20 protein-coding genes are annotated in these 16,978 nt (G+C 66.0%); 10 read left to right on the top strand and 10 right to left on the bottom strand.

The genetic code is table 11. From position 1 onward, the window contains the following. Positions 1-4: 4 nt before the first annotated feature. Positions 5-358 carry a hydroxyisourate hydrolase gene (uraH, locus tag HWE04_RS13945; protein WP_006465218.1) on the top strand — a complete coding sequence of 118 codons (354 nt, stop codon included), beginning with the start codon at positions 5-7 and terminating at the stop codon, positions 356-358. A gap of 115 nt (positions 359-473) precedes the next feature. On the opposite strand, the gene HWE04_RS13940 is transcribed toward uraH, so the two are convergent. Beyond that, the gene (locus tag HWE04_RS13940) at positions 474-1,034 is read right to left on the bottom strand and encodes a gamma carbonic anhydrase family protein (protein ID WP_006465219.1); all 561 of its coding nucleotides are present in this window, start codon (positions 1,032-1,034) and stop codon (positions 474-476) included. 334 nt (positions 1,035-1,368) lie between these two features. On the opposite strand from HWE04_RS13940, the gene HWE04_RS13935 reads away from it, so the two are divergent. Genes HWE04_RS13935 through HWE04_RS13920 form a run of 4 tightly spaced genes read left to right on the top strand, consistent with a single transcriptional unit; the run spans position 1,369 to position 4,429 of the window. After that, positions 1,369-2,088 carry a cobalt ABC transporter substrate-binding protein gene (locus HWE04_RS13935; protein WP_180671118.1) on the top strand — a complete coding sequence of 240 codons (720 nt, stop codon included), beginning with the start codon at positions 1,369-1,371 and terminating at the stop codon, positions 2,086-2,088. A gap of 27 nt (positions 2,089-2,115) precedes the next feature. Further along, positions 2,116-2,427, top strand: coding sequence for a DUF3649 domain-containing protein (locus HWE04_RS13930; protein WP_241812748.1), 312 nt, complete (start codon positions 2,116-2,118; stop codon positions 2,425-2,427). Positions 2,428-2,447: 20 nt separating this feature from the next. Further along, positions 2,448-4,070, top strand: a complete 1,623-nt coding sequence (locus tag HWE04_RS13925; protein WP_241812747.1) for a PepSY-associated TM helix domain-containing protein — start codon at positions 2,448-2,450, stop codon at positions 4,068-4,070. Continuing rightward, a complete protein-coding gene (locus tag HWE04_RS13920) occupies positions 4,067-4,429 on the top strand; it encodes a DUF3325 domain-containing protein (RefSeq protein WP_241812746.1) in 363 nt (120 codons plus the stop codon). The genes HWE04_RS13925 and HWE04_RS13920 overlap by 4 nt, the downstream gene beginning before the upstream one ends. A gap of 209 nt (positions 4,430-4,638) precedes the next feature. On the opposite strand, the gene HWE04_RS13915 is transcribed toward HWE04_RS13920, so the two are convergent. Continuing rightward, the gene (locus tag HWE04_RS13915; RefSeq protein ID WP_241812808.1) at positions 4,639-6,012 is read right to left on the bottom strand and encodes an NAD(P)H-dependent oxidoreductase; all 1,374 of its coding nucleotides are present in this window, start codon (positions 6,010-6,012) and stop codon (positions 4,639-4,641) included. Between the two features lie 139 nt (positions 6,013-6,151). Here HWE04_RS13915 and HWE04_RS13910 point away from each other — a divergent pair, with 139 nt between their 5' ends. Further along, entirely contained in the window at positions 6,152-7,081 is a 930-nt protein-coding gene (locus tag HWE04_RS13910; RefSeq protein ID WP_241812745.1) for a LysR family transcriptional regulator, read from the top strand. Between the two features lie 14 nt (positions 7,082-7,095). Here the strand turns inward: HWE04_RS13910 and HWE04_RS13905 are convergent, their stop codons facing one another. Continuing rightward, positions 7,096-7,284: a hypothetical protein gene (locus HWE04_RS13905; RefSeq protein ID WP_006465586.1), complete on the bottom strand. Its 189-nt coding sequence runs from the start codon at positions 7,282-7,284 to the stop codon at positions 7,096-7,098. 293 nt (positions 7,285-7,577) lie between these two features. Further along, entirely contained in the window at positions 7,578-8,471 is an 894-nt protein-coding gene (locus HWE04_RS13900; RefSeq protein WP_241812744.1) for a LysR family transcriptional regulator, read from the bottom strand. 168 nt (positions 8,472-8,639) lie between these two features. Between HWE04_RS13900 and HWE04_RS13895 the strand changes: the two genes are divergently transcribed. Continuing rightward, complete coding sequence (locus HWE04_RS13895) at positions 8,640-9,305, top strand: peroxiredoxin-like family protein (RefSeq protein WP_241812743.1); 666 nt, start codon at positions 8,640-8,642, stop codon at positions 9,303-9,305. Between the two features lie 13 nt (positions 9,306-9,318). Here HWE04_RS13895 and HWE04_RS13890 read toward each other — a convergent pair whose 3' ends face one another. Genes HWE04_RS13890 through HWE04_RS13865 form a run of 6 tightly spaced genes read right to left on the bottom strand, consistent with a single transcriptional unit; the run spans position 9,319 to position 14,713 of the window. Next, the gene (locus tag HWE04_RS13890; RefSeq protein WP_241812742.1) at positions 9,319-10,635 is read right to left on the bottom strand and encodes a tetratricopeptide repeat protein; all 1,317 of its coding nucleotides are present in this window, start codon (positions 10,633-10,635) and stop codon (positions 9,319-9,321) included. Between the two features lie 10 nt (positions 10,636-10,645). Further along, complete coding sequence (locus tag HWE04_RS13885) at positions 10,646-12,292, bottom strand: methyl-accepting chemotaxis protein (protein ID WP_241812741.1); 1,647 nt, start codon at positions 12,290-12,292, stop codon at positions 10,646-10,648. Positions 12,293-12,310: 18 nt separating this feature from the next. Continuing rightward, positions 12,311-12,787: a DoxX family protein gene (locus HWE04_RS13880; RefSeq protein ID WP_241812740.1), complete on the bottom strand. Its 477-nt coding sequence runs from the start codon at positions 12,785-12,787 to the stop codon at positions 12,311-12,313. Between the two features lie 11 nt (positions 12,788-12,798). After that, positions 12,799-13,575 (bottom strand): HvfC/BufC N-terminal domain-containing protein, encoded by a 777-nt coding sequence (locus HWE04_RS13875; protein ID WP_241812739.1) that lies wholly within the window; start codon positions 13,573-13,575, stop codon positions 12,799-12,801. Beyond that, a complete protein-coding gene (bufB, locus tag HWE04_RS13870; protein ID WP_241812738.1) occupies positions 13,572-14,423 on the bottom strand; it encodes an MNIO family bufferin maturase in 852 nt (283 codons plus the stop codon). The genes HWE04_RS13875 and bufB overlap by 4 nt, the downstream gene beginning before the upstream one ends. 11 nt (positions 14,424-14,434) lie before the next feature. Continuing rightward, complete coding sequence (locus HWE04_RS13865; protein ID WP_006465594.1) at positions 14,435-14,713, bottom strand: BufA1 family periplasmic bufferin-type metallophore; 279 nt, start codon at positions 14,711-14,713, stop codon at positions 14,435-14,437. A gap of 244 nt (positions 14,714-14,957) precedes the next feature. On the opposite strand from HWE04_RS13865, the gene HWE04_RS13860 reads away from it, so the two are divergent. Genes HWE04_RS13860 through HWE04_RS13850 form a run of 3 tightly spaced genes read left to right on the top strand, consistent with a single transcriptional unit; the run spans position 14,958 to position 16,924 of the window. Next, positions 14,958-15,623, top strand: a complete 666-nt coding sequence (locus HWE04_RS13860; RefSeq protein ID WP_234294162.1) for a DUF1109 domain-containing protein — start codon at positions 14,958-14,960, stop codon at positions 15,621-15,623. Positions 15,624-15,638: 15 nt separating this feature from the next. Further along, positions 15,639-16,286: a sigma-70 family RNA polymerase sigma factor gene (locus HWE04_RS13855; RefSeq protein WP_039877276.1), complete on the top strand. Its 648-nt coding sequence runs from the start codon at positions 15,639-15,641 to the stop codon at positions 16,284-16,286. Next, positions 16,283-16,924 carry a DUF1109 domain-containing protein gene (locus tag HWE04_RS13850; protein WP_241812737.1) on the top strand — a complete coding sequence of 214 codons (642 nt, stop codon included), beginning with the start codon at positions 16,283-16,285 and terminating at the stop codon, positions 16,922-16,924. Before HWE04_RS13855 ends, HWE04_RS13850 begins: the two co-directional genes overlap by 4 nt. The last annotated feature ends 54 nt before the right edge of the window (positions 16,925-16,978 follow it).

Genomic DNA, 16,978 nt, shown 5'->3' with positions numbered 1-16,978 from the left:
CAACATGGGCAAACTGAGCACGCACGTGCTGGATATCACCAGGGGCAAGCCCGGCGCGGGCGTGAAGCTGGCGCTGTATGCGGTGGCGGAGGGAAGCAAGACCCTGCTCAAGCAGGCCGTCACTAACAGCGATGGCCGCTGCGACGAACCGCTGCTGGCCGGCGACGCACTCAAGGTCGGCAAGTATGAACTGGTGTTTGCGGCCGGCGATTACTTCGCGGCCCAGGGCGTGGAGCTGCCGCAACCGCGCTTTGTCGATGAGGTGGTGATCGCCTTCGGCATCGCCGATGCGACGCAGAACTATCATGTGCCGCTGGTGGTATCGCCGTGGGCATATTCGACTTATCGCGGGAGTTGATCGGCAGAAGCCGATTCATCCATGCAGTCGATAAAAAATCCGGTCTTCGCAAGAAGCCGGATTTTTTGTTGGGCGCGTGGTTTCGAGGGAGACCAGCGCGCCGGGCGCGCGGAAATCAGAACTCGTTCTGCAATTTCTTGTAGCCCAGCACCAGTTCATTGTTGGTGCGCGCCACGTCTTCCGAGAATTCCGATGCCGCTACTGTCACACGGGGGATGGTGGAGAGGTCGGTCTTGGGGCCGATGCGTTCGGTGGAGGGGACGTAGAAGCCCGGCGGCAGGTCGCAGCCATCGACCACGGCGTTGTGGCGCACCACGCAGCCGGCGCCGATGCTGCAATTGAAGAGCACGCTGTTGAAGCCGATGAAGGCATCGTCGCCCACCGTGCAGGGGCCATGCACGATGGCGCGGTGGGCGATGGAGGTGCGCTCGCCGATGGTGACGGCGGCGCCCGACTTGGAGTGGATCACCACGCCATCCTGGATGTTGGAATGGGCGCCGATGATGATGGGCTCCATGTCGCCGTGGGCATCGACCTCGTCGGCGCGGATCACGGCGTAGGGACCGATGAAGACATTCTCATGCACGATCACCTTGCCGCACAGGATGGCGGTGTGGTCGACATAGGCGGATTCGTGGACTTGGGGCCGGTGGCCGGATGGGTTGCGGCGAAGCATGGATCGGTTTCTCCTGGGGATGCGGTGGTGCGGGGCGCCGGCGCGGCCCGGGACAGGCAGGTGCAGCGGCGCGTTCAAGCGGGGAGCGATCATACCCTGTTTGTCCCCGCCCGCCCACCCGACCAGCGGGCAGGGACTTGTCCTGCGGCATCGTAGGTAATATAATTGATAATCATTCTCAAATAATAACCAGTCCTGTCGGACCATCCCTGCGCCAAATGCAAGGGCGAACGGCCGCTGTTCGCAGACTGCGCTGATCCTGACGCTCATGTTCATGCTCATGCTTATGCGCCGCTTGCCCACCTACACAACATCACTCGAAAGGAATTCCTTCATGAAGCGTTTGGCGATCGTCTCCGGTCTGTTCACCTCCCTGTTGCTGGCCCTGCCGGCGGGGGCGCACCAGGTCTGGCTGCAGCAGGACGGCAAGCAGGCGAAACTGTATTTCGGCGAATTCGGCGACAACCTGCGCGAAGTCTCGCCCGGGCTGCTGGACAAGTTCGTTTCGCCCAGCGCAGTGCTGATCGGCCCCCAGGGCGACCGTACCCTGGAACTGAGCAAGGCGGCCAATGCCTTCAATCTGTCGGCCAGCGCCGGCAAGGGCGAATCCATCGTGGCCGAGGATGCCCACTACCCGGTCTTCGAGAACAAGCACGCCACCCCGCCCACCCGCACCGCCTGGACCCCGGCAGCACGTCTGGTGACTTCGCAGCAGGCCCAGGAGCCGCGCCTGGCGCTGGACATCGTCCCCACCGGCAAGCCCGGCCAGTTCAAGGTCAGCTACAAGAACGCCGCGCTGCCCAAGGCCAAGGTCGGTCTGGTGACGCCCTCGGGCTGGATGAAGGAAGCCCACTCCGATGCCGAGGGCCTGGTGCAGTTCGACCTGCCGTGGCAGGGTGTATACGTTGCCGAGGTGCACCACACCGACAAGACCGCCGGTGAACGCGACGGCAAGCCCTATGACATCGCCAGCTTCGTGACCACCCTGTCGCTGGTCCAGCCCAAGGGCCTGAAGGCCTTGCCGGCGGCACCTGCAGCCACGCCCAACAAGTAAGCCGGGCGTCCTCCTTCCATGGCAAGCATGAAACCGATTTCTTCCAGCGGCCCGACCTTGCACTATCGCCTGGCCGTGTTCTCCCGCGCCCTGGCCGCCGTCGGTGGCGGTTATGTGATCAGCACGCTCAGTACGATGGTGTTGGCGCGCCTGCTGCCGATGGCGCCGGCCGACGCGGTGATGACGGCGACCATGCTGTCCTTCGCCATCTTCACCTGCGCCGTGATCTGGGTCTTTGCAGCACGTAGCGCTGCGCGGTCCTGGCTTGGGCTGGCGCTGCCGTCGCTGCTGCTGGCCTTGCTGGCCTGGCTGACCGGAACCGGGAGCGTGCTGCCGTGAGGGAGGGATTCCGACAATCGATGGCCTGGCTGCATACCTGGTGCGGCTTGCTGGTGTGCTGGGTGCTGCTGCTGGTGTTTGCCGGCGGCACCGCCAGTTATTACAAGGAAGAGATCAGCCTGTGGATGATGCCGGAGCTGCACGCTACCCGTTCGGCACCGGTGCCGCAGGCCCAGGCCATCGAGCATGCCGTGGCCTATCTGCAGCAGAAGGCACCCCGGGCCGAGCGCTGGTTCATCACCCTGCCGGCCGAGCGCAGCGTGGCCATGCGGGTGGGCTGGGTGGCGCCGGCTGGCGATGGCAACGGCGGCAGCGCGCGCAGCCGCTTCAAGAGCGAGCGCATCGACGCCGCCACCGGCCAGCCGCTGGCACAGGTGCGCGACACACGCGGCGGCGAGTTCCTGTACCGCCTGCATTTCGACCTGCATTACATGCCGGTGCAATGGGCGCGCTGGATCGTCAGTATCTGTGCGCTGTTCATGCTGGTGGCCATCATCAGCGGGGTGATCACGCACAAACGCATCTTCAAGGATTTCTTCACCTTCCGCCCCCACAAGGGGCAGCGTTCCTGGCTTGATGCCCACAACGCCACGGCGGTGCTGGCGTTGCCATTCCACCTGATGATCACCTATACCGGGCTGGTCACGCTGATGTTCATGATCATGCCCTGGGGCGTGCAAAGCGCCTATCGCGACAAGGGCGGCGAGACCGCCTTCTTCGAGACCGTGTTCCCCGGCACTGCCGGTCGCGTCAAGCCGGCCGGCGTGGCGGCGCCCCTCACCGCGCTGGCGCCGCTGGCGGCCCAGGCGCAGCAGCACTGGCAGGGCGCGCCACTGGCCGTGCTGGTGGTCAACAACCCGGGCGACGCCAAGGCCACCGTGGTCATCACGCGGCAGAAGATGAGCACGCTGTCCTCCCTGCAACCGGGGCTGATGTACCAGGGCGTCACAGGCGAACGGCTGGCCGCCTATGGCGACGATCCCAGTGCGACCGCCGTCACCCGGGGTGCGCTGTATGGCCTGCACCTGGCGCATTTCGCCGATCCCTGGCTGCGGGCGTTGTTCTTCCTGTGCGGCCTGTCGGGCTACCTGATGGTGGCCAGCGGCGCCTTGCTGTGGGCGGTCAAGACGCGCCAGAAAGAGGCCAAGGCCATCGCCGGCGGCGCACGCGCCAGCTTCGGCCTGCGACTGGTGGAGGCGCTCAACATCGGCGCCATCGCCGGCCTGCCGATCGCCTTGGCCAGTTACTTCTGGGCCAACCGCTTGCTGCCGCTGGAATTGCACCAGCGCGCGCAGATGGAAATCAACCTCTTCTTCGCTGCCTGGGCGGTGGCGGCGGTGCTGGCGCAAGTGCGACCGGACCTGCGCATGTGGCGCCTGCAACTGGGGCTGGGCGCGGCGCTGTTCATCGGCCTTCCGCTGCTCAACGTGTTCACGACGCAATCCCACCTGGGTGTGACGCTCCTGCTGGGCCGTGGTCCCTGGCCCGTGGCGGCATTTGATCTCACTGTGCTAGCGCTGGGGATTGCTCTGGCGATGGCCGAGCGGGTACTGGCGCGGCGCCAGCGCAAGCGCCAGGATGGCCTGCAGGCCGCGCCGGCCAAGTCCAGGGTCGAGCGCGACCCCGTGGAGGAAACAGCATGACAGCCTTCGGATTCCTGCTCGCGCTGGGCCTGGCCTACTGCGCCTGGAGCGCCCTGGCACTGGCCATGGACCGCCACTATGCCGAGCTGCACGGACGCGGCGCCGAGCCCGCACCGCCGGTACGTCGTCGCCTGCGGCAACTGGGTGGGCTGGGTCTGGTGGCCAGCCTGGCGGTGACAATGCGCATGCAAGGCTGGAGCGTGGGGATGGTGGCCGGCCTGGGCGTATTGACCCTGTCTGCACTGCTGCAGGTACTGGCCTTGACCTACTGGCCCACCCGCGGGCCGGCGCTGACGCGGGGCGTCCTGTTCGGACTGCCGGTCCTGCTGCTATTGTGGGCGATGGAAAACCTGTTGTGATGCACTGCCCGGAAAGCCGCTGCCAGTCAGGCCTGGCGCGCATTGCGCGCAGCGGGTTTGATTTGGATTAAGGGTCGGCTTGCCAAATTCAGGTCCAATCTCAACTCCTCTCTGTTGTATTTGCGGGCTGCGGCAATTTTTGCTGCAGCCCTTTTTTATTTCTTATTTATTCCCGCCTTTGTTCCCGCCAGCAAGGCCGAGCAAGCCGCTTATGCAGCCTGCTCCGATGGTGGTGGCAACAAGCCCATCTCGCTGCGGAACAGCGCTTCCATGTCACGCCGCACGCGGATGGCTTCGCGGCTGTCATCGATGCTCACATCGGCCCAGCTCAGCGTCTGTCCGGCCGCCACGGCGCGCCGCAGGACGATGCCATGCGCCAGGCCGATGGGCAGGGCCTCGTGGTTCAGCGATGCCGCCGCTGGCATCAGCTTGCCGTAGACCATGTAGCCGCCTTCGCCATCGAGTCTTTCTCCGGCCTGCAGGTCGCGCTTGGCCACGGCTACCGTATCGCCGTTGAAGCCCAGCGTGCTGCCGGTGGGCTGGCCGCGCACGGCGATGCTGGCCACCGAATAGCCCAGTTCCAGGCCAATCAGGTGATAGGGCTTGTACATGGAGGCGTAGCGGCCGCTGGCATCGGTCTTCAGGCCGTACTGCGCGAAGCAGTCGCGCACGTAGTCGGTGGGGGCTTCGAAGGTGACATAGACGCCCCAGCGCAGATCGCGCGATACCGGCCGGCCATCACGCTCCAGCGAGGACACCACCTCCACCGTGCCGGCGTGCGGCAGCAGCCCGCCATCGGCACGCGGACGCAGCAGGGTCGGCAGGTCATCCACGCCGCAGGGCGGGAAGGCCAGGCCGCTGTCGGCCGGATGCAGGCCGCAGGCGTTGGCCACGGCCGCCATCTCCAGCGCCGACTTGGTGCCGTCGAGGAAGGAATTGAACATCTGCGCGTTGAAGTCGCCGCCGGCCACCTGTTCCTCGGAAAAGCCGTAATGGCCCCACACCGTATCGGGCGTGGACTGATGGTACTGCGGCAGGTACTTGGTCCCCTTGCCGGCACAGACCACGTCGAAACCCGAAGTACGCGTCCAATCGACCATCTCGGCGATGAGGGCCGGCTGGTCGCCGTAGGCCATGGAATAGAGGATCCCGGCTTCGGCGGCGCGCCGTGCCAGCAGCGGCCCGGCCAGGGCATCGGCTTCGACGTTGACCATGATGATGTGCTTGCGATGCGCACAGCACAGCAGGGCGTGACGGATGCCGGCGGCCGGGCTGCCGGTGGCGTCGATGATGATGTCGATCTGGGGCTGCGCGATCAAGGCTTCGGCATCGTCCTGGATGAAGGTACTGCCGTGGCGCAGCGCCTCCTCCCAGGAGCGGGCGCCATACTGTCCGGCCACCCAGCCCACCCGCTGCAGCGCTGCCTGTGCCCGCGCCGGCGAGAGATCGGCAATGCCCAGCAGATGCACGCCCGGCGTGCGCGGCACCTGGGACAGGAACATCGAACCGAACTTGCCGGCACCGATCAGGCCGACTCGCACAGGCTTGCCCTGTGCCGCCAGCGCCTTGAGTTGATGGAACATGCTTGCCACGGGTTTCTCCTAGTCACATCGGCCGGTCGGCCAGTGAAAAAAGAGTAGCATTGGGGTTTTGTCGCGTAAATGTCGAGATTTGCACACTGCTCGTGTGAAAATTCACATACCACGCCCATCAAGAGAACCTATGCACAGCTTCGACTGGGACGATCTGCAAGCCTTTCTCGCCGTGGTACGCGCCGGCCGCCTGACGGTCGCGGCGCGCAAGCTGGGGGTGGATCATTCCACGCTGAGCCGCCGCATCGTGGCGCTGGAGGGTGCCATCGGCCAGACCCTGTTCGACCGTCGCGCCAACGGCTACGCGCTCACTGTCGAAGGCGAGCGACTGGTGCCCGATGCCGAGGCCATGGAAAACCTGGCTGTGCGCATCGGCGCCCGCCAGGATGACCCGGCCCAGGGGCTGACCGGCTCGGTGCGCATCGGCACGCCCGAGGCCTGGGGCACCTACTTCCTGGCTGCGCAACTGCAGGCGCTGGCGCAGCGGCATCCCGAGCTGGAGGTGGAGCTGGTGGCCAATCCCCGCATGTTCAGCCTGTCCCGGCGCGAGGCCGATATCGCCATCAGCATGACGCGACCGGAGCAGGGCCGGCTGATTGCACGCCGGCTCAATGATTATTCGCTGGGGGTCTACGCCAGTGCTGATTACCTGGCGCGCCACGGCCCGCTGACGCAGCGGCAGCAGCTGCAGGGGCAGCGTTGGGTCGGCTATATCGAGGATCTGATGTGGTCGCCTGAACTGGACTACCTGGCCGAGATTTCACCGGCCATCCGGCCGCAGGTGCGCATCTCCAATGTCATCAGCCAGGTGCAGGCGGTAAAGGCAGGTGTCGGCATGGGCGTGCTGCCTTGCTTCCTGGCACGCCGCGAGCCGGGATTGATCCGGGTGCTGCCGCAAGAGATTGCGCTGTCCCGCTGCTATTGGCTGGTCACGCATGCGGATGCGCGCGATCTGTTGCGGGTACAGGTGGTGGCGGACTTCATCGTGGACCGGCTGGCAGCCCTGGGGGAGGAATTCTGGGGAGCGGGGCCGGCCGAAGTGCCACCGGCCACCGCTTGAGTTGGCTTCGCGCTTCAGTTGCCGCGGGCCTTGGCGATGGTTTCGCGGGCAGCTTCCATCAGGGCGGCTGGTTCAGGGGCGTTGGATTCCAGGTAGGAGTTTTCCAGTGTCACCGAAAGATTGCTCATCTTCTCCGATAACTCCGCCAATGCCACGCTGAGCTCACACATCAGGGCCGAGATGTTTTTGGGGGACTGCGTCATGCCGTTTTCCTTTCAGATGTCGCACTGTGACTGCTGTGCAAGACCCGGGGCAGGTTCATCGCGCATGCAGGCTGGTGCGTACCAATCGATTACGTCGTGAGCTTTGGCTATTCTAAGTCAAGCCGAATGCAGGTACGACCACCGGCCTGAATAAAAGTGCGACAAATCTGCCTGCGAAGTGCAGGCTTGTTGTGCTGTGGACATGAAGCCGCGCTCAGCGTTGCTGCAACGGCATGTGAGCGCGATGACGCCTTGCCGTCGTGCGATACCGGGGCGCTGGCGCCCCAGCGGATTCAGGCGGCGAGCGCCTGCTGCAACATGATTTCCTCGACGAAACCGGCAAACGCCCTGGCCTTGGCCGAGGCCATGCGTCCGGTGGGAAACACCGCCCACAGCGCGATCTCGGGCAGCGACCAGTCAGGCAGCAGGCGCTGCACGCTACCATCGGCCAGTTCGGGGGCGAACATCCAGTCGGAGACGATGGTCAGGCCGATGCCGGCCAGTACCCCCGCACGGATGCCTTCGGCGGCGTTGAAACGTACCCGTCCACTTACCAATACCGACACTTCGCTGCCTTCCCGCGTGAAGGTCCAGACATTGCTCAACTGGCTGAAGACCAATGTTTCATGGGCCGCCAGGTCGGCCGGCACCCGTGGGGCGTCGATCTGCTTCAGGTAACTGGCGCTGGCCAGCACGGAACGTCGGCTGGTGGCCAGCTTGCGCGCGACCACGCCAGAGTCGGCCAGGCTGCCCATGCGCAGCGAGACATCGATGCCCTCGGCGATCAGGTCGATGGTGCGGTCGTCCAGAATCACATCGACCTCCAGCCCGGGGTGGCGTGCCAGGAAATGCGGCAGATGGGGAATCACGAACAGTCGCGCAAAGGTCGGCGCGGCAGAAATGCGCAGCCGCCCGGACAGCCCGGCACCGGCGCCCCGGGCCGCCAGTTCGGCTTCGTCGGCCTCCTGGATCGCCACGCGGGCACGCTCGTAGAAACGCAGCCCGGCCTCGGTCGGCGTGAGTCCATGGGTGGAGCGCAGCAGCAGCTTGACCTGCAGCTTGTCTTCCAGCTGCGCCACGGTCTTGGAGACGGCCGGTTGCCCCACGCCCAGTACCCGCGCCGCGCCGGAAAAGGACCCAGCCTCCACCACCCGCACAAAACTCGTCATTGCCAGCAAGCGATCCATGTCTCACCCATTCCTGTTTGGAATGAGCATTATAGCTGGCAGCTATCTGCCATTCCTGTCGATGGGGGAACAGAATGCATTCCATCGGCTGGCGCACACACCACCGGCCGCCACACTGCAGGACCCACTCAACCCCAGCAACAGAAAACAGGAAACAGGAGCTTCATCATGACTTTGCAAGACCGACTCGACGCATTCAAGGCTGACTTCGCGGCCGGCAAGCCGCCCTACAACGTGCCACCCGCCGTGATCGCCACCATGCAACGCGCCACCGACGAACTGATCGCCTCGGGCGCGGCGCAACGAGCGCTCAAGGCCGGTGACCGCGCACCCGATTTCGTCCTGCCCGACCCCGAGGGCAAGCCGGTGTCGTCCACCGAATTGCTGGCCGAGGGGCCGCTGGTGCTGAGCTTCTATCGCGGCGTCTGGTGCCCCTACTGCAACATGGAATTGCAGGCGCTGCAGGAAGCACTGCCGGCCATGCGCGATCTGGGTGCCCGCCTGGTGGCGATCTCGCCGCAGTTGCCGGCCAACAGCCGTAAGGCATTGCGCCAGAATGCGTTGGAATTCCCCATCCTGTCGGATAGCCACAATGAAGTGGCGGCCGCCTTTGGCCTGCGCTTCACCTTGCCTGACTATCTGGTGCAGCTCTATCAGTCGCTCAAGAACGACCTGCCGGCCATCAATGGCGACCCGGGCTGGACCCTGCCGATGCCGGCGCGCTATGTGATCGGTCGTGATGGCGTCATCGTCTACGCCGAGGTCAATCCCGACTACACGCGCCGTCCCGATCCGTCGGACATGCTGCCGGCGATTCGCCAGGCGGCGCTCTGATCGGAGGATGGTGTCAGTGCCGGGCCAGCACGACCAGGCCCGGCACGGCCTGCTGCATTTCCACGCGCAGGCTTTCTTCGCGGATCAGCAGCGGATGCAGGCCGGCAGTGCGCAGGCAGCCTTCGAGGTAGGCGCGCTGGTGGCGGAAGCGACCACTGGCGTGGAGATGGTAGGGGGCCGCGTGTTCGCTGTCGGCCAGTTCCACGGTGAAGAACAGATGTCCGCCCTGACGCAGCGATTGCGCGGCGGCGCTGAAGAACGCCTCCAGTTGACCGCAGTAGATCAGCACATCGCACGCCACGATCAGGTCGTAATGGTGTGCATGCGCGCTCATCCATTCGCTTACTTCAGCCTGTGCCAGATGGGCATAGTCGTGATGGCGGGCGGCGTGGCCCAGCATGTTGGGCGACAGGTCTATCCCTTCCAGCCGGCGCGCATAGGGCGCCAGTACCGGTGCGCACAGGCCGGTGCCACAGCCGGCGTCCAGCACGTCCAGCACCGCCTGCGGCGGTGGCAGCTCGGCCTGCAATACCGCCGCCAGTACCTGCGGGCCACGATATTCCAGATGCGACACCAGGTTGCTGTCGAAGTGATCGGCATAGTCGTCGAAGCGACGCACGATGTAGTCACGCGGTACCGTATCGCTGGGCAGGCCGGCATAGGCCGCATGCATGTGGGTGGCAATGGGGTGGCCGGGTTCTTCCAGCAGCCATTGGCGGCAGACCTCGGCCGCCTGTTGCGGCTGCCCCAGGAAGTAGTGGGAGATGGCCAGCAGCTCGCGTGACTTGCCTTCATGCGGCGGCAACACATAGGCCATGCACTGGTAGCGCGAACTGAGCATGCGCTCGCCGGCCTGGCCGTGCAGTTCTGCCAGCTGGTGCATGGCGGGCTGCAGTTGCGGGTCGATGGCCAGCGCCCGTTCACAGGCGCCGATGGCTGCCTCGTTCTTGCCCTGCGCGCGCAGGGCGGCTCCCAGGTTGTTCCACAGCTGTGCGTCGTCCGGTCGCAGGGCGAGGGCGTCGTCATAGGCCTTGGCCGCCGCTGCGAATTGCTGGCAGGCGAACAGCACATTGCCCAGGTCGTTGCACCAGTCGGGATCGGGCGCGGCCAGGTCGGCCGCCTGGTGCATCAGGGCCAGACCTTCATCATGCTGGCCGCGCTGGTGCAGCAATACACCCAGGTAATGCAGCGCCGCTGCATGGTGCTGGTCGAGCTCCAGCAGCAGACGATAGTCGTCTTCGGCGTCATCCAGGCGGCCGGCGGCGTGATGGGCGAATGCAGAAGTGAAGCTTTGTTCGAGCAGGTCTTGCAGTGCGTTTGAATGGGCCAAGTGGGGCTCCTTATCGGGATAGCAGGACCGGGGTCGGGCCGGGGGTGGCGGCAATGGCGGCGCTGGCGACGCTGGAGTGCCGCAGCGGATCGGCCTCTGTGGCCGATGACGCCAGCGTGAAAGCGGCTACCGATGTGGTCAGGGCGACAGCCTGGGCGGTCAGGCCGTGGGCCGCTGCCGAGGTCTGCTCCACCAGCGCGGCGTTCTGTTGGGTGGCCTGGTCCATGTCCACCAGCGTGCGGCTGACCCGGTCGATGCCTTCGGCTTGTTCGCGGGTGGCGGTGGCGATGTCATGGACGGTGCTCATCACGTGACCGAACGACACCACGATCTGCCCGATGGCCTGGTCCGCCTGCCTGACCTGATCAGCCGCCTGGCCTACCGAACCGATCGAATCCGCAATCAGTTCCTTGACTTCGCGCGCCGCTTCGGCGCTGCGCAGTGCCAATGAGCGGACTTCTGCGGCGACCACCGCGAAACCACGCCCCTGGCTGCCTGCGCGGGCCGCTTCCACCGCCGCGTTGAGGGCCAGGATGTTGGTCTGGAAGGCGATGCCATCGATCACGCTGACAATGTCTGAAATGCGTCCTGCGCTGGCGGTGACCCGCGCCATGGCGCCGGCGATGCCGCCCATGACCTGGCCACCGCGCTGGGCGTCGTGGGCGGCGGTGGCGGCCAGGGCATTGGTGCGTTCGGCGTTCTGGGCGTTGTTGCCGACGGCTGCCGACAACTGCCGCAGCGTGGCGGCGGTCTCTTCCAGTGCGGCGGCTTGTGCTTCGGTGCGTTGCGCCAGTTCACCATTGCCTTGCGCGATGTCGCGCGCGCCCTGATGCACATCACGGGTGGCATCGCGGATGTCGACGACGGTGGCGCCCAGGCTCTCCTGCATGCGCGCCAGCGCCGCCAGCAGCACCCCGATCTCATTGCGGGAAATGCCCTGTACCGGATGGCCGAGATTGCCGTCGGCGATGCGGTCGAAATGCTGTGCAGCCTGCCTCAGCGGCTTGAGCACCAGTCGCCCGAACAGCCACCAGCACAGGCCGGCGAGCAACAACGAGCAAGCCAGCATCGCAACGGCCAGGTAGGTGGTCGTTGCGATACGTCGCTCGGCTGCCAGGCGCAGACCGTCACGCACGGTTTCGGCCTGGGCGATCACCTCGCGCAGGGTGGCGGCGAATTCACGGTCGGCGGCTTCTGCACTGACGGTCGCAGCCGCATAGTCGTCCAGCGAGACGTCATAGAGCGCGACCTCGCGCAGGCCGAGGACCTTGGTATAGGCCTCGTAGGCCTGGTTCACGCGGACGACCTGGGCCTCGGCCATCGCCTCGGCCGGCAGTGTCTTGCGGTAGCCCTCGAAGGCCTTGCGGGCCGCCTGCAGGGCGGCCGAGGCACGCCGGGTGTAGTCGTTGGACTTGATCTGGTCAGCCTTGACCAGGTTGATGTAGGCGTTGTCCATGTTGATCAGGGTCGACAGGAACAGCCGCTCGGTATCGTGCAGGGGCTGGATGCGCTGGTCCGACAGCACGATCAGGGCGGTGGTGGCCTGGGCCGCCGCCCGTGCGCCTTGCCAGGCGATGCCCACTGCGATCCACAAGGCCAGGGAGAAAATACCCACCACCAGCAGCAATGCGCTGCGTAAGCTCATTCTTGCCAGCATGTTCGGCTCCTGCGCTGTTCAACGCAGACCGAGGCGATGGTCCAGCGACCAGGTGCCGCCACCGCGTGCCACCAGCAGCAGGAGCAGGCCGGCCCAGGACAGGTGCGTCGGCCAGGCATCCGGATAGACAAAGATCTCGATGACCGCCGTCATGCCCAGCAGGGCCAGCGCCGCGCCGCGGGTGAACAGGCCCAGCACCAGCAGCAGCGGGAACAGGTGTTCCGCATAGGCCGCCATGTGCGCGGCGAGATCGGGCGGCACCAGCGGCAGCCGGTATTCCTCCTGGAACAGGACGTAGGTGCTGTCCTTGATGGTGAGCCAGCCGCTGACCTTGGTGCGGCCGGAGAGAAAGAAGATCGCCGCGATCGCCACCCGTGCCACCAGGGCCAGCAGGGTGTCGCTGATGAGACCCTGGGCGAGCCCTGCGGCGCGGTTCCAGAGCGTGGGGCGGACTTGGTCGACCGTGGTGGCCGGCAGGGCGCTGCGATGTTGCATGGTGTTCTCCGTCAATTGAAGGTGAATGCGGTAAAGGCGCCGGCCAGCAGTAGCCGGCCCAGCAGGGCGGCGACATCCAGATCAGGTTCCTGCGCCAGCGCCAGCGCGGCGGCCTGGGTGACGGGCTGGCCCTCGCGGCAGGCGTCCAGGAAGCGGCATGCCCCATGGCTGATTGCCTGCCATTGCACCTCGGCCTGCGGCCGGGTGAAGAGTGCGGCTTCGCCGTGCCAGTCGATATCACCCGGATCGATCGCGGGGTCGGTGCGATTGGCGGACCAGATGGTGGTCACCGGATGCTGCGCATCGTGGTGCCAGCGTGTGGCGGCATGCGGCACCAGGCGCACGTCCTGTCCGGCCACCAGCGCACTCTGCAGCGCGGTGCTCTCCACCATGGGCTGGTCGGCAGCCAGGTGGGCTTCGGTCCAGCAGCGGTCCAGCATGGCCACGCCGGGCAGGTAGGGCAGTTCATCGGCGGCGGGCAGGGCCGCCAGGAAGGCGGCAAAGCCTTCGCCATAGGCGATCAGGCTGGCCTGCCGGGGCAGGTGGTCGCGGGCGTAGGCCAAGGCGGCCGCGTGCATCCAGTCGCTGCCGACCAGCCGCTGCACGGCCGGGTAGTTGGCCGCCAGGGCGTCCACGCAGCCCTTGAAGACGGTATTGCGATAGACCGCGAAGGCCGGCTGCCGCAGCAGGGCGGCGACGGTGGCGTCGTCGCTGTGGTCTTCCAGGAGGGCTTGCAGGAAGGCCGGGTAGTAGTGGAAGTGGACATCGTCCGTGGTGAGCTCGCTCATGCTGCCTGCTCCGCATCGGCCTGAGCAACGCTGGCCAGCAGATCGGCGGCCATGGCGCGCTCCTGCAGCAACTGCTCGAAGGCCGGCACATTGCCGTCGCGTTCGATCAGGGTGGGGCGCGCGCCGATGCGCGTGATCAGGTGCTGGTACAACGCCCAGACCACCGGCGCCACCGGGGCATCGTGCGAGTCCACCAGCAGCCCGGGCAGGCTGGCGTCGGCACTATGGCCGGCGAGGTGGATTTCATGGATGTCGGCCGCGGGCAGCTGGTCCAGGTAGGCGCGGGCATCGATGCCGAGGTTGCAGGCGCTGACATGGACGTTGTTGACATCGATCAGCAGGGCGCAACCGGTGCGGCGGACCAGTTCCTGCAGGAACTCCGGTTCGCTCCAGGCGTGCTGTTCCATGTGCAGGTAATGTGAAGGATTCTCCAGAGCGATGCGGCGCTTGAGCGCATCCTGCGTGCGGTTGATGTTGGCCGCCACGCGTGCCAGCGTGGTGCTGGTGCGGGGTACCGGCAGCAGGTCGGGCAGATAGTGACCGGCGATGCGCGACCATGCCAGGTGCTCCGAGACCAGCACCGGTTCCACCCGGTCGATCAGATGCGCCAGTCGGCGCAGGTGATCGGGATCGGGGGCATCGGGGCCGGCCAGGGACAACGACACACCATGCAAGGCCAGGGGATGGCGTTCGCGGATGGCCTGCAGCCAGGCCAGGCGGGGGCCGCCGTCCATCAGGTAGTTTTCCGGATGGACTTCGAACCACAGGCCTGCCTGCCCGCAGGCCAGCGCTGCATCGAAATGCTGGGGCTTCAGACCGAGTCCGGCCGAGATGGTGTGGGTGGTCATGACTGCCTCGCTTACATCGGCTTGAGCGAGCCCATGCCGTGCGGGGTCTTGATGGAGGTGCAGGTACCGGCCGGCACGTTCTTCCAGGCATTGCCCTGGTAGTCCATCTTGGCGGTGCCGGCGCAGGTGGTGCCTTCACCGGCCTTGCAGTCGTTCTGGCCGGCCATGGAGACGCCATAGCACTTCTCGACGGCGGTCTTGTTCATCGGTTGCTTGTCTTGTGCCATGGCCACGCCCGAAGCGAGGGTGGCGAGGGTCAGGGCGGCGGTGGCGACGATACGTGCGTTCATGGTGGACTCCTTGAAATTGGAAAGTGAAGAAAGTGATAGCGACCGGTGCAGTCCGCCGGCGGGGAATGTCGTGGCTGCCGATCTGATGGTTAATTCGCCGGCAGTCGGGCGCCGGTTACAGCCGTCGCAAAATTTTTCGGATAAATATTTTTTGCGCCGCCTGTAACCGGGGGCAGGGTTCAGACGAATACATAGGAGAGCGCCTGGAGCGCGTACCTGCTCGCATGAGCCAGAAGGGGATGCAATGAAAACGATGGAACTGGTCAATATGCTGGCCGCCGGCACGGAAGGACAGGCCGCCGGCGGCCGACCTGTGATGCTGCGCCATGTCACCGCGCGCATGGCGGTGGCATTGGCGCTCGGCTTGCTGGGGGCGCTGCTGCTGCTGGCGGCGCTGTATGGGGTGCGCAGTGATGTGCGGCAGTTGCTGCAGGCGCCCTTGTTCTGGATGAAGGTGTCCTTCCCGCTGGCGGCCCTGCTGGCCGGACAGATGGCGGCGGCGCGGCTGGCACGACCGGGTGTGCGCATCGGCCCGGGACCGGCGGCGGCGCTGCTGCTGCCACCCCTGGTGCTGTGGCTGGCCGGTGGCAGCTGGCTGGCCCTGGCGCCGCCCTCGCAACGGCTGGAGCTCTTGCTGGGCAGCAGCTGGGAAGTCTGTTCCCTCAACGTGGCCTTGTTGTCGCTGCCTACGCTGGCCACCATGCTGTGGTTCATGCGCGGTCTGGCACCCACCCGACTGCACGCGGCCGGCGCGGTCGCCGGGCTGGTGGCAGGCGCACAGGGCGTGCTAGTCTATTCACTTTATTGCGTGGAGATGGCACCGCCCTTCTGGGGTGTCTGGTATGTGCTGGGGGTGGCGCTGCCGACGCTGGCCGGTGCCTGGTCCGGTCCCTGGCTGCTCCGTTGGTGATCTGGCGGCTCTTCCATGACTGAAAGCCTATTCATGTTTGCTCATGCCGCACCGGCCTTGCCGGATGACCGGACCGTCCGACCGGGCCAGCCATTGGCCGGCAAGGAGCCCTCGCACCCCACCGAAGAACGCCTGCGCGCTTTGCTGCTGGCCGGGCTGGACGGGGACGCCGTGGCCTATCGGGATTTCCTTTCCGAACTCAGCGGGCGGCTGCGGGCCTTCCTGCGCAGGCGTCTGCAGAACATGCAGGACGAAGTCGAGGACGTGGTCCAGGAAACCCTGCTGGCGGTGCATAACGCTCGTCATACCTATCGGCCCGACCAGCCGCTGACGGCCTGGGTGCATGCCATCGCCCGCTACAAGCTGATGGATTTCCTGCGTGCCCGCTCGCGCCGGGAAGCCTTCAACGATCCGCTGGACGAAGAACACGACCTGCTGGCCACCTGCGACGACGAACCGGCCCAGGCCCGGCGCGATGTCGGTGCGCTGCTGGAGGAATTGCCCGAGAAGCAGCGCCTGCCGATCCTGCACGTGAAGCTGGAAGGCCTGTCGGTGGCCGAGACGGCGCAACTGACGGGGATGTCGGAGTCGGCCGTGAAGGTCGGTATCCACCGTGGCCTCAAGGCGCTAGCACTCAAGATCAGGGAGAAATTGCAAGCATGAAGACCGATGAACTCATTGCCATGATGGCCAGCGGCGTGGCACCCGTGGACCGCCGGCTGCCGCTGCGGCAGATGGTGCAGGCGCTGACGCTGGGCGCGGTGTTGTCGCTGCTGCTGATGCTGAAGATCTACGGCCTGCGGCCCGACCTGGGCGTGATGCTGGAAGTGCCGATGTTCTGGATCAAGCTGGCCTTCCCGAGCGCTTTGGCCGTGGGCGCCATGCTGGTGCTGCGGCGCCTGGTGCGCCCGGGCCTGCGGGTGGGCGCCACCTGGGCCGGCATCGCCTTGCCCAGCCTGGCGATCTGGGCCGGTGGTGCGCTGGTGCTGCTTTCCAGTCCGGCGGCGCAACGCCTGCCGCTGCTCATGGGCAGCACCTGGCGCAGCTGCCCCTTCAATATCGCGCTGCTGTCGGTCCCGCTGTTCATCGGCATCTTCTGGGCCGTGCGCGGCATGGCGCCAACCCGCCTGCGCCTGACCGGTGCGGTGGCCGGGCTGCTGGCAGGGGCCGCGGCGACCATGGTGTATTGCCTGCATTGCCCGGAGATGGAGGCGCCTTTCTGGGGCCTGTGGTATTTCCTGGGCATGCTGGTGCCGGCGCTTGCCGGTCTGTTGCTGGGACCGCGGTTGTTGCGCTGGTAGGCCGGAAAGCAAGCTGAAAAGTGATCTGAAAAACAAGCCGGAAAAACGGAGAAA

This window comes from Herbaspirillum sp. C7C2 (genome assembly GCF_022627865.1).
Classification (GTDB): domain Bacteria; phylum Pseudomonadota; class Gammaproteobacteria; order Burkholderiales; family Burkholderiaceae_D; genus Herbaspirillum; species Herbaspirillum frisingense.
This window is presented reverse-complemented; position numbering and strand designations above follow the sequence as displayed.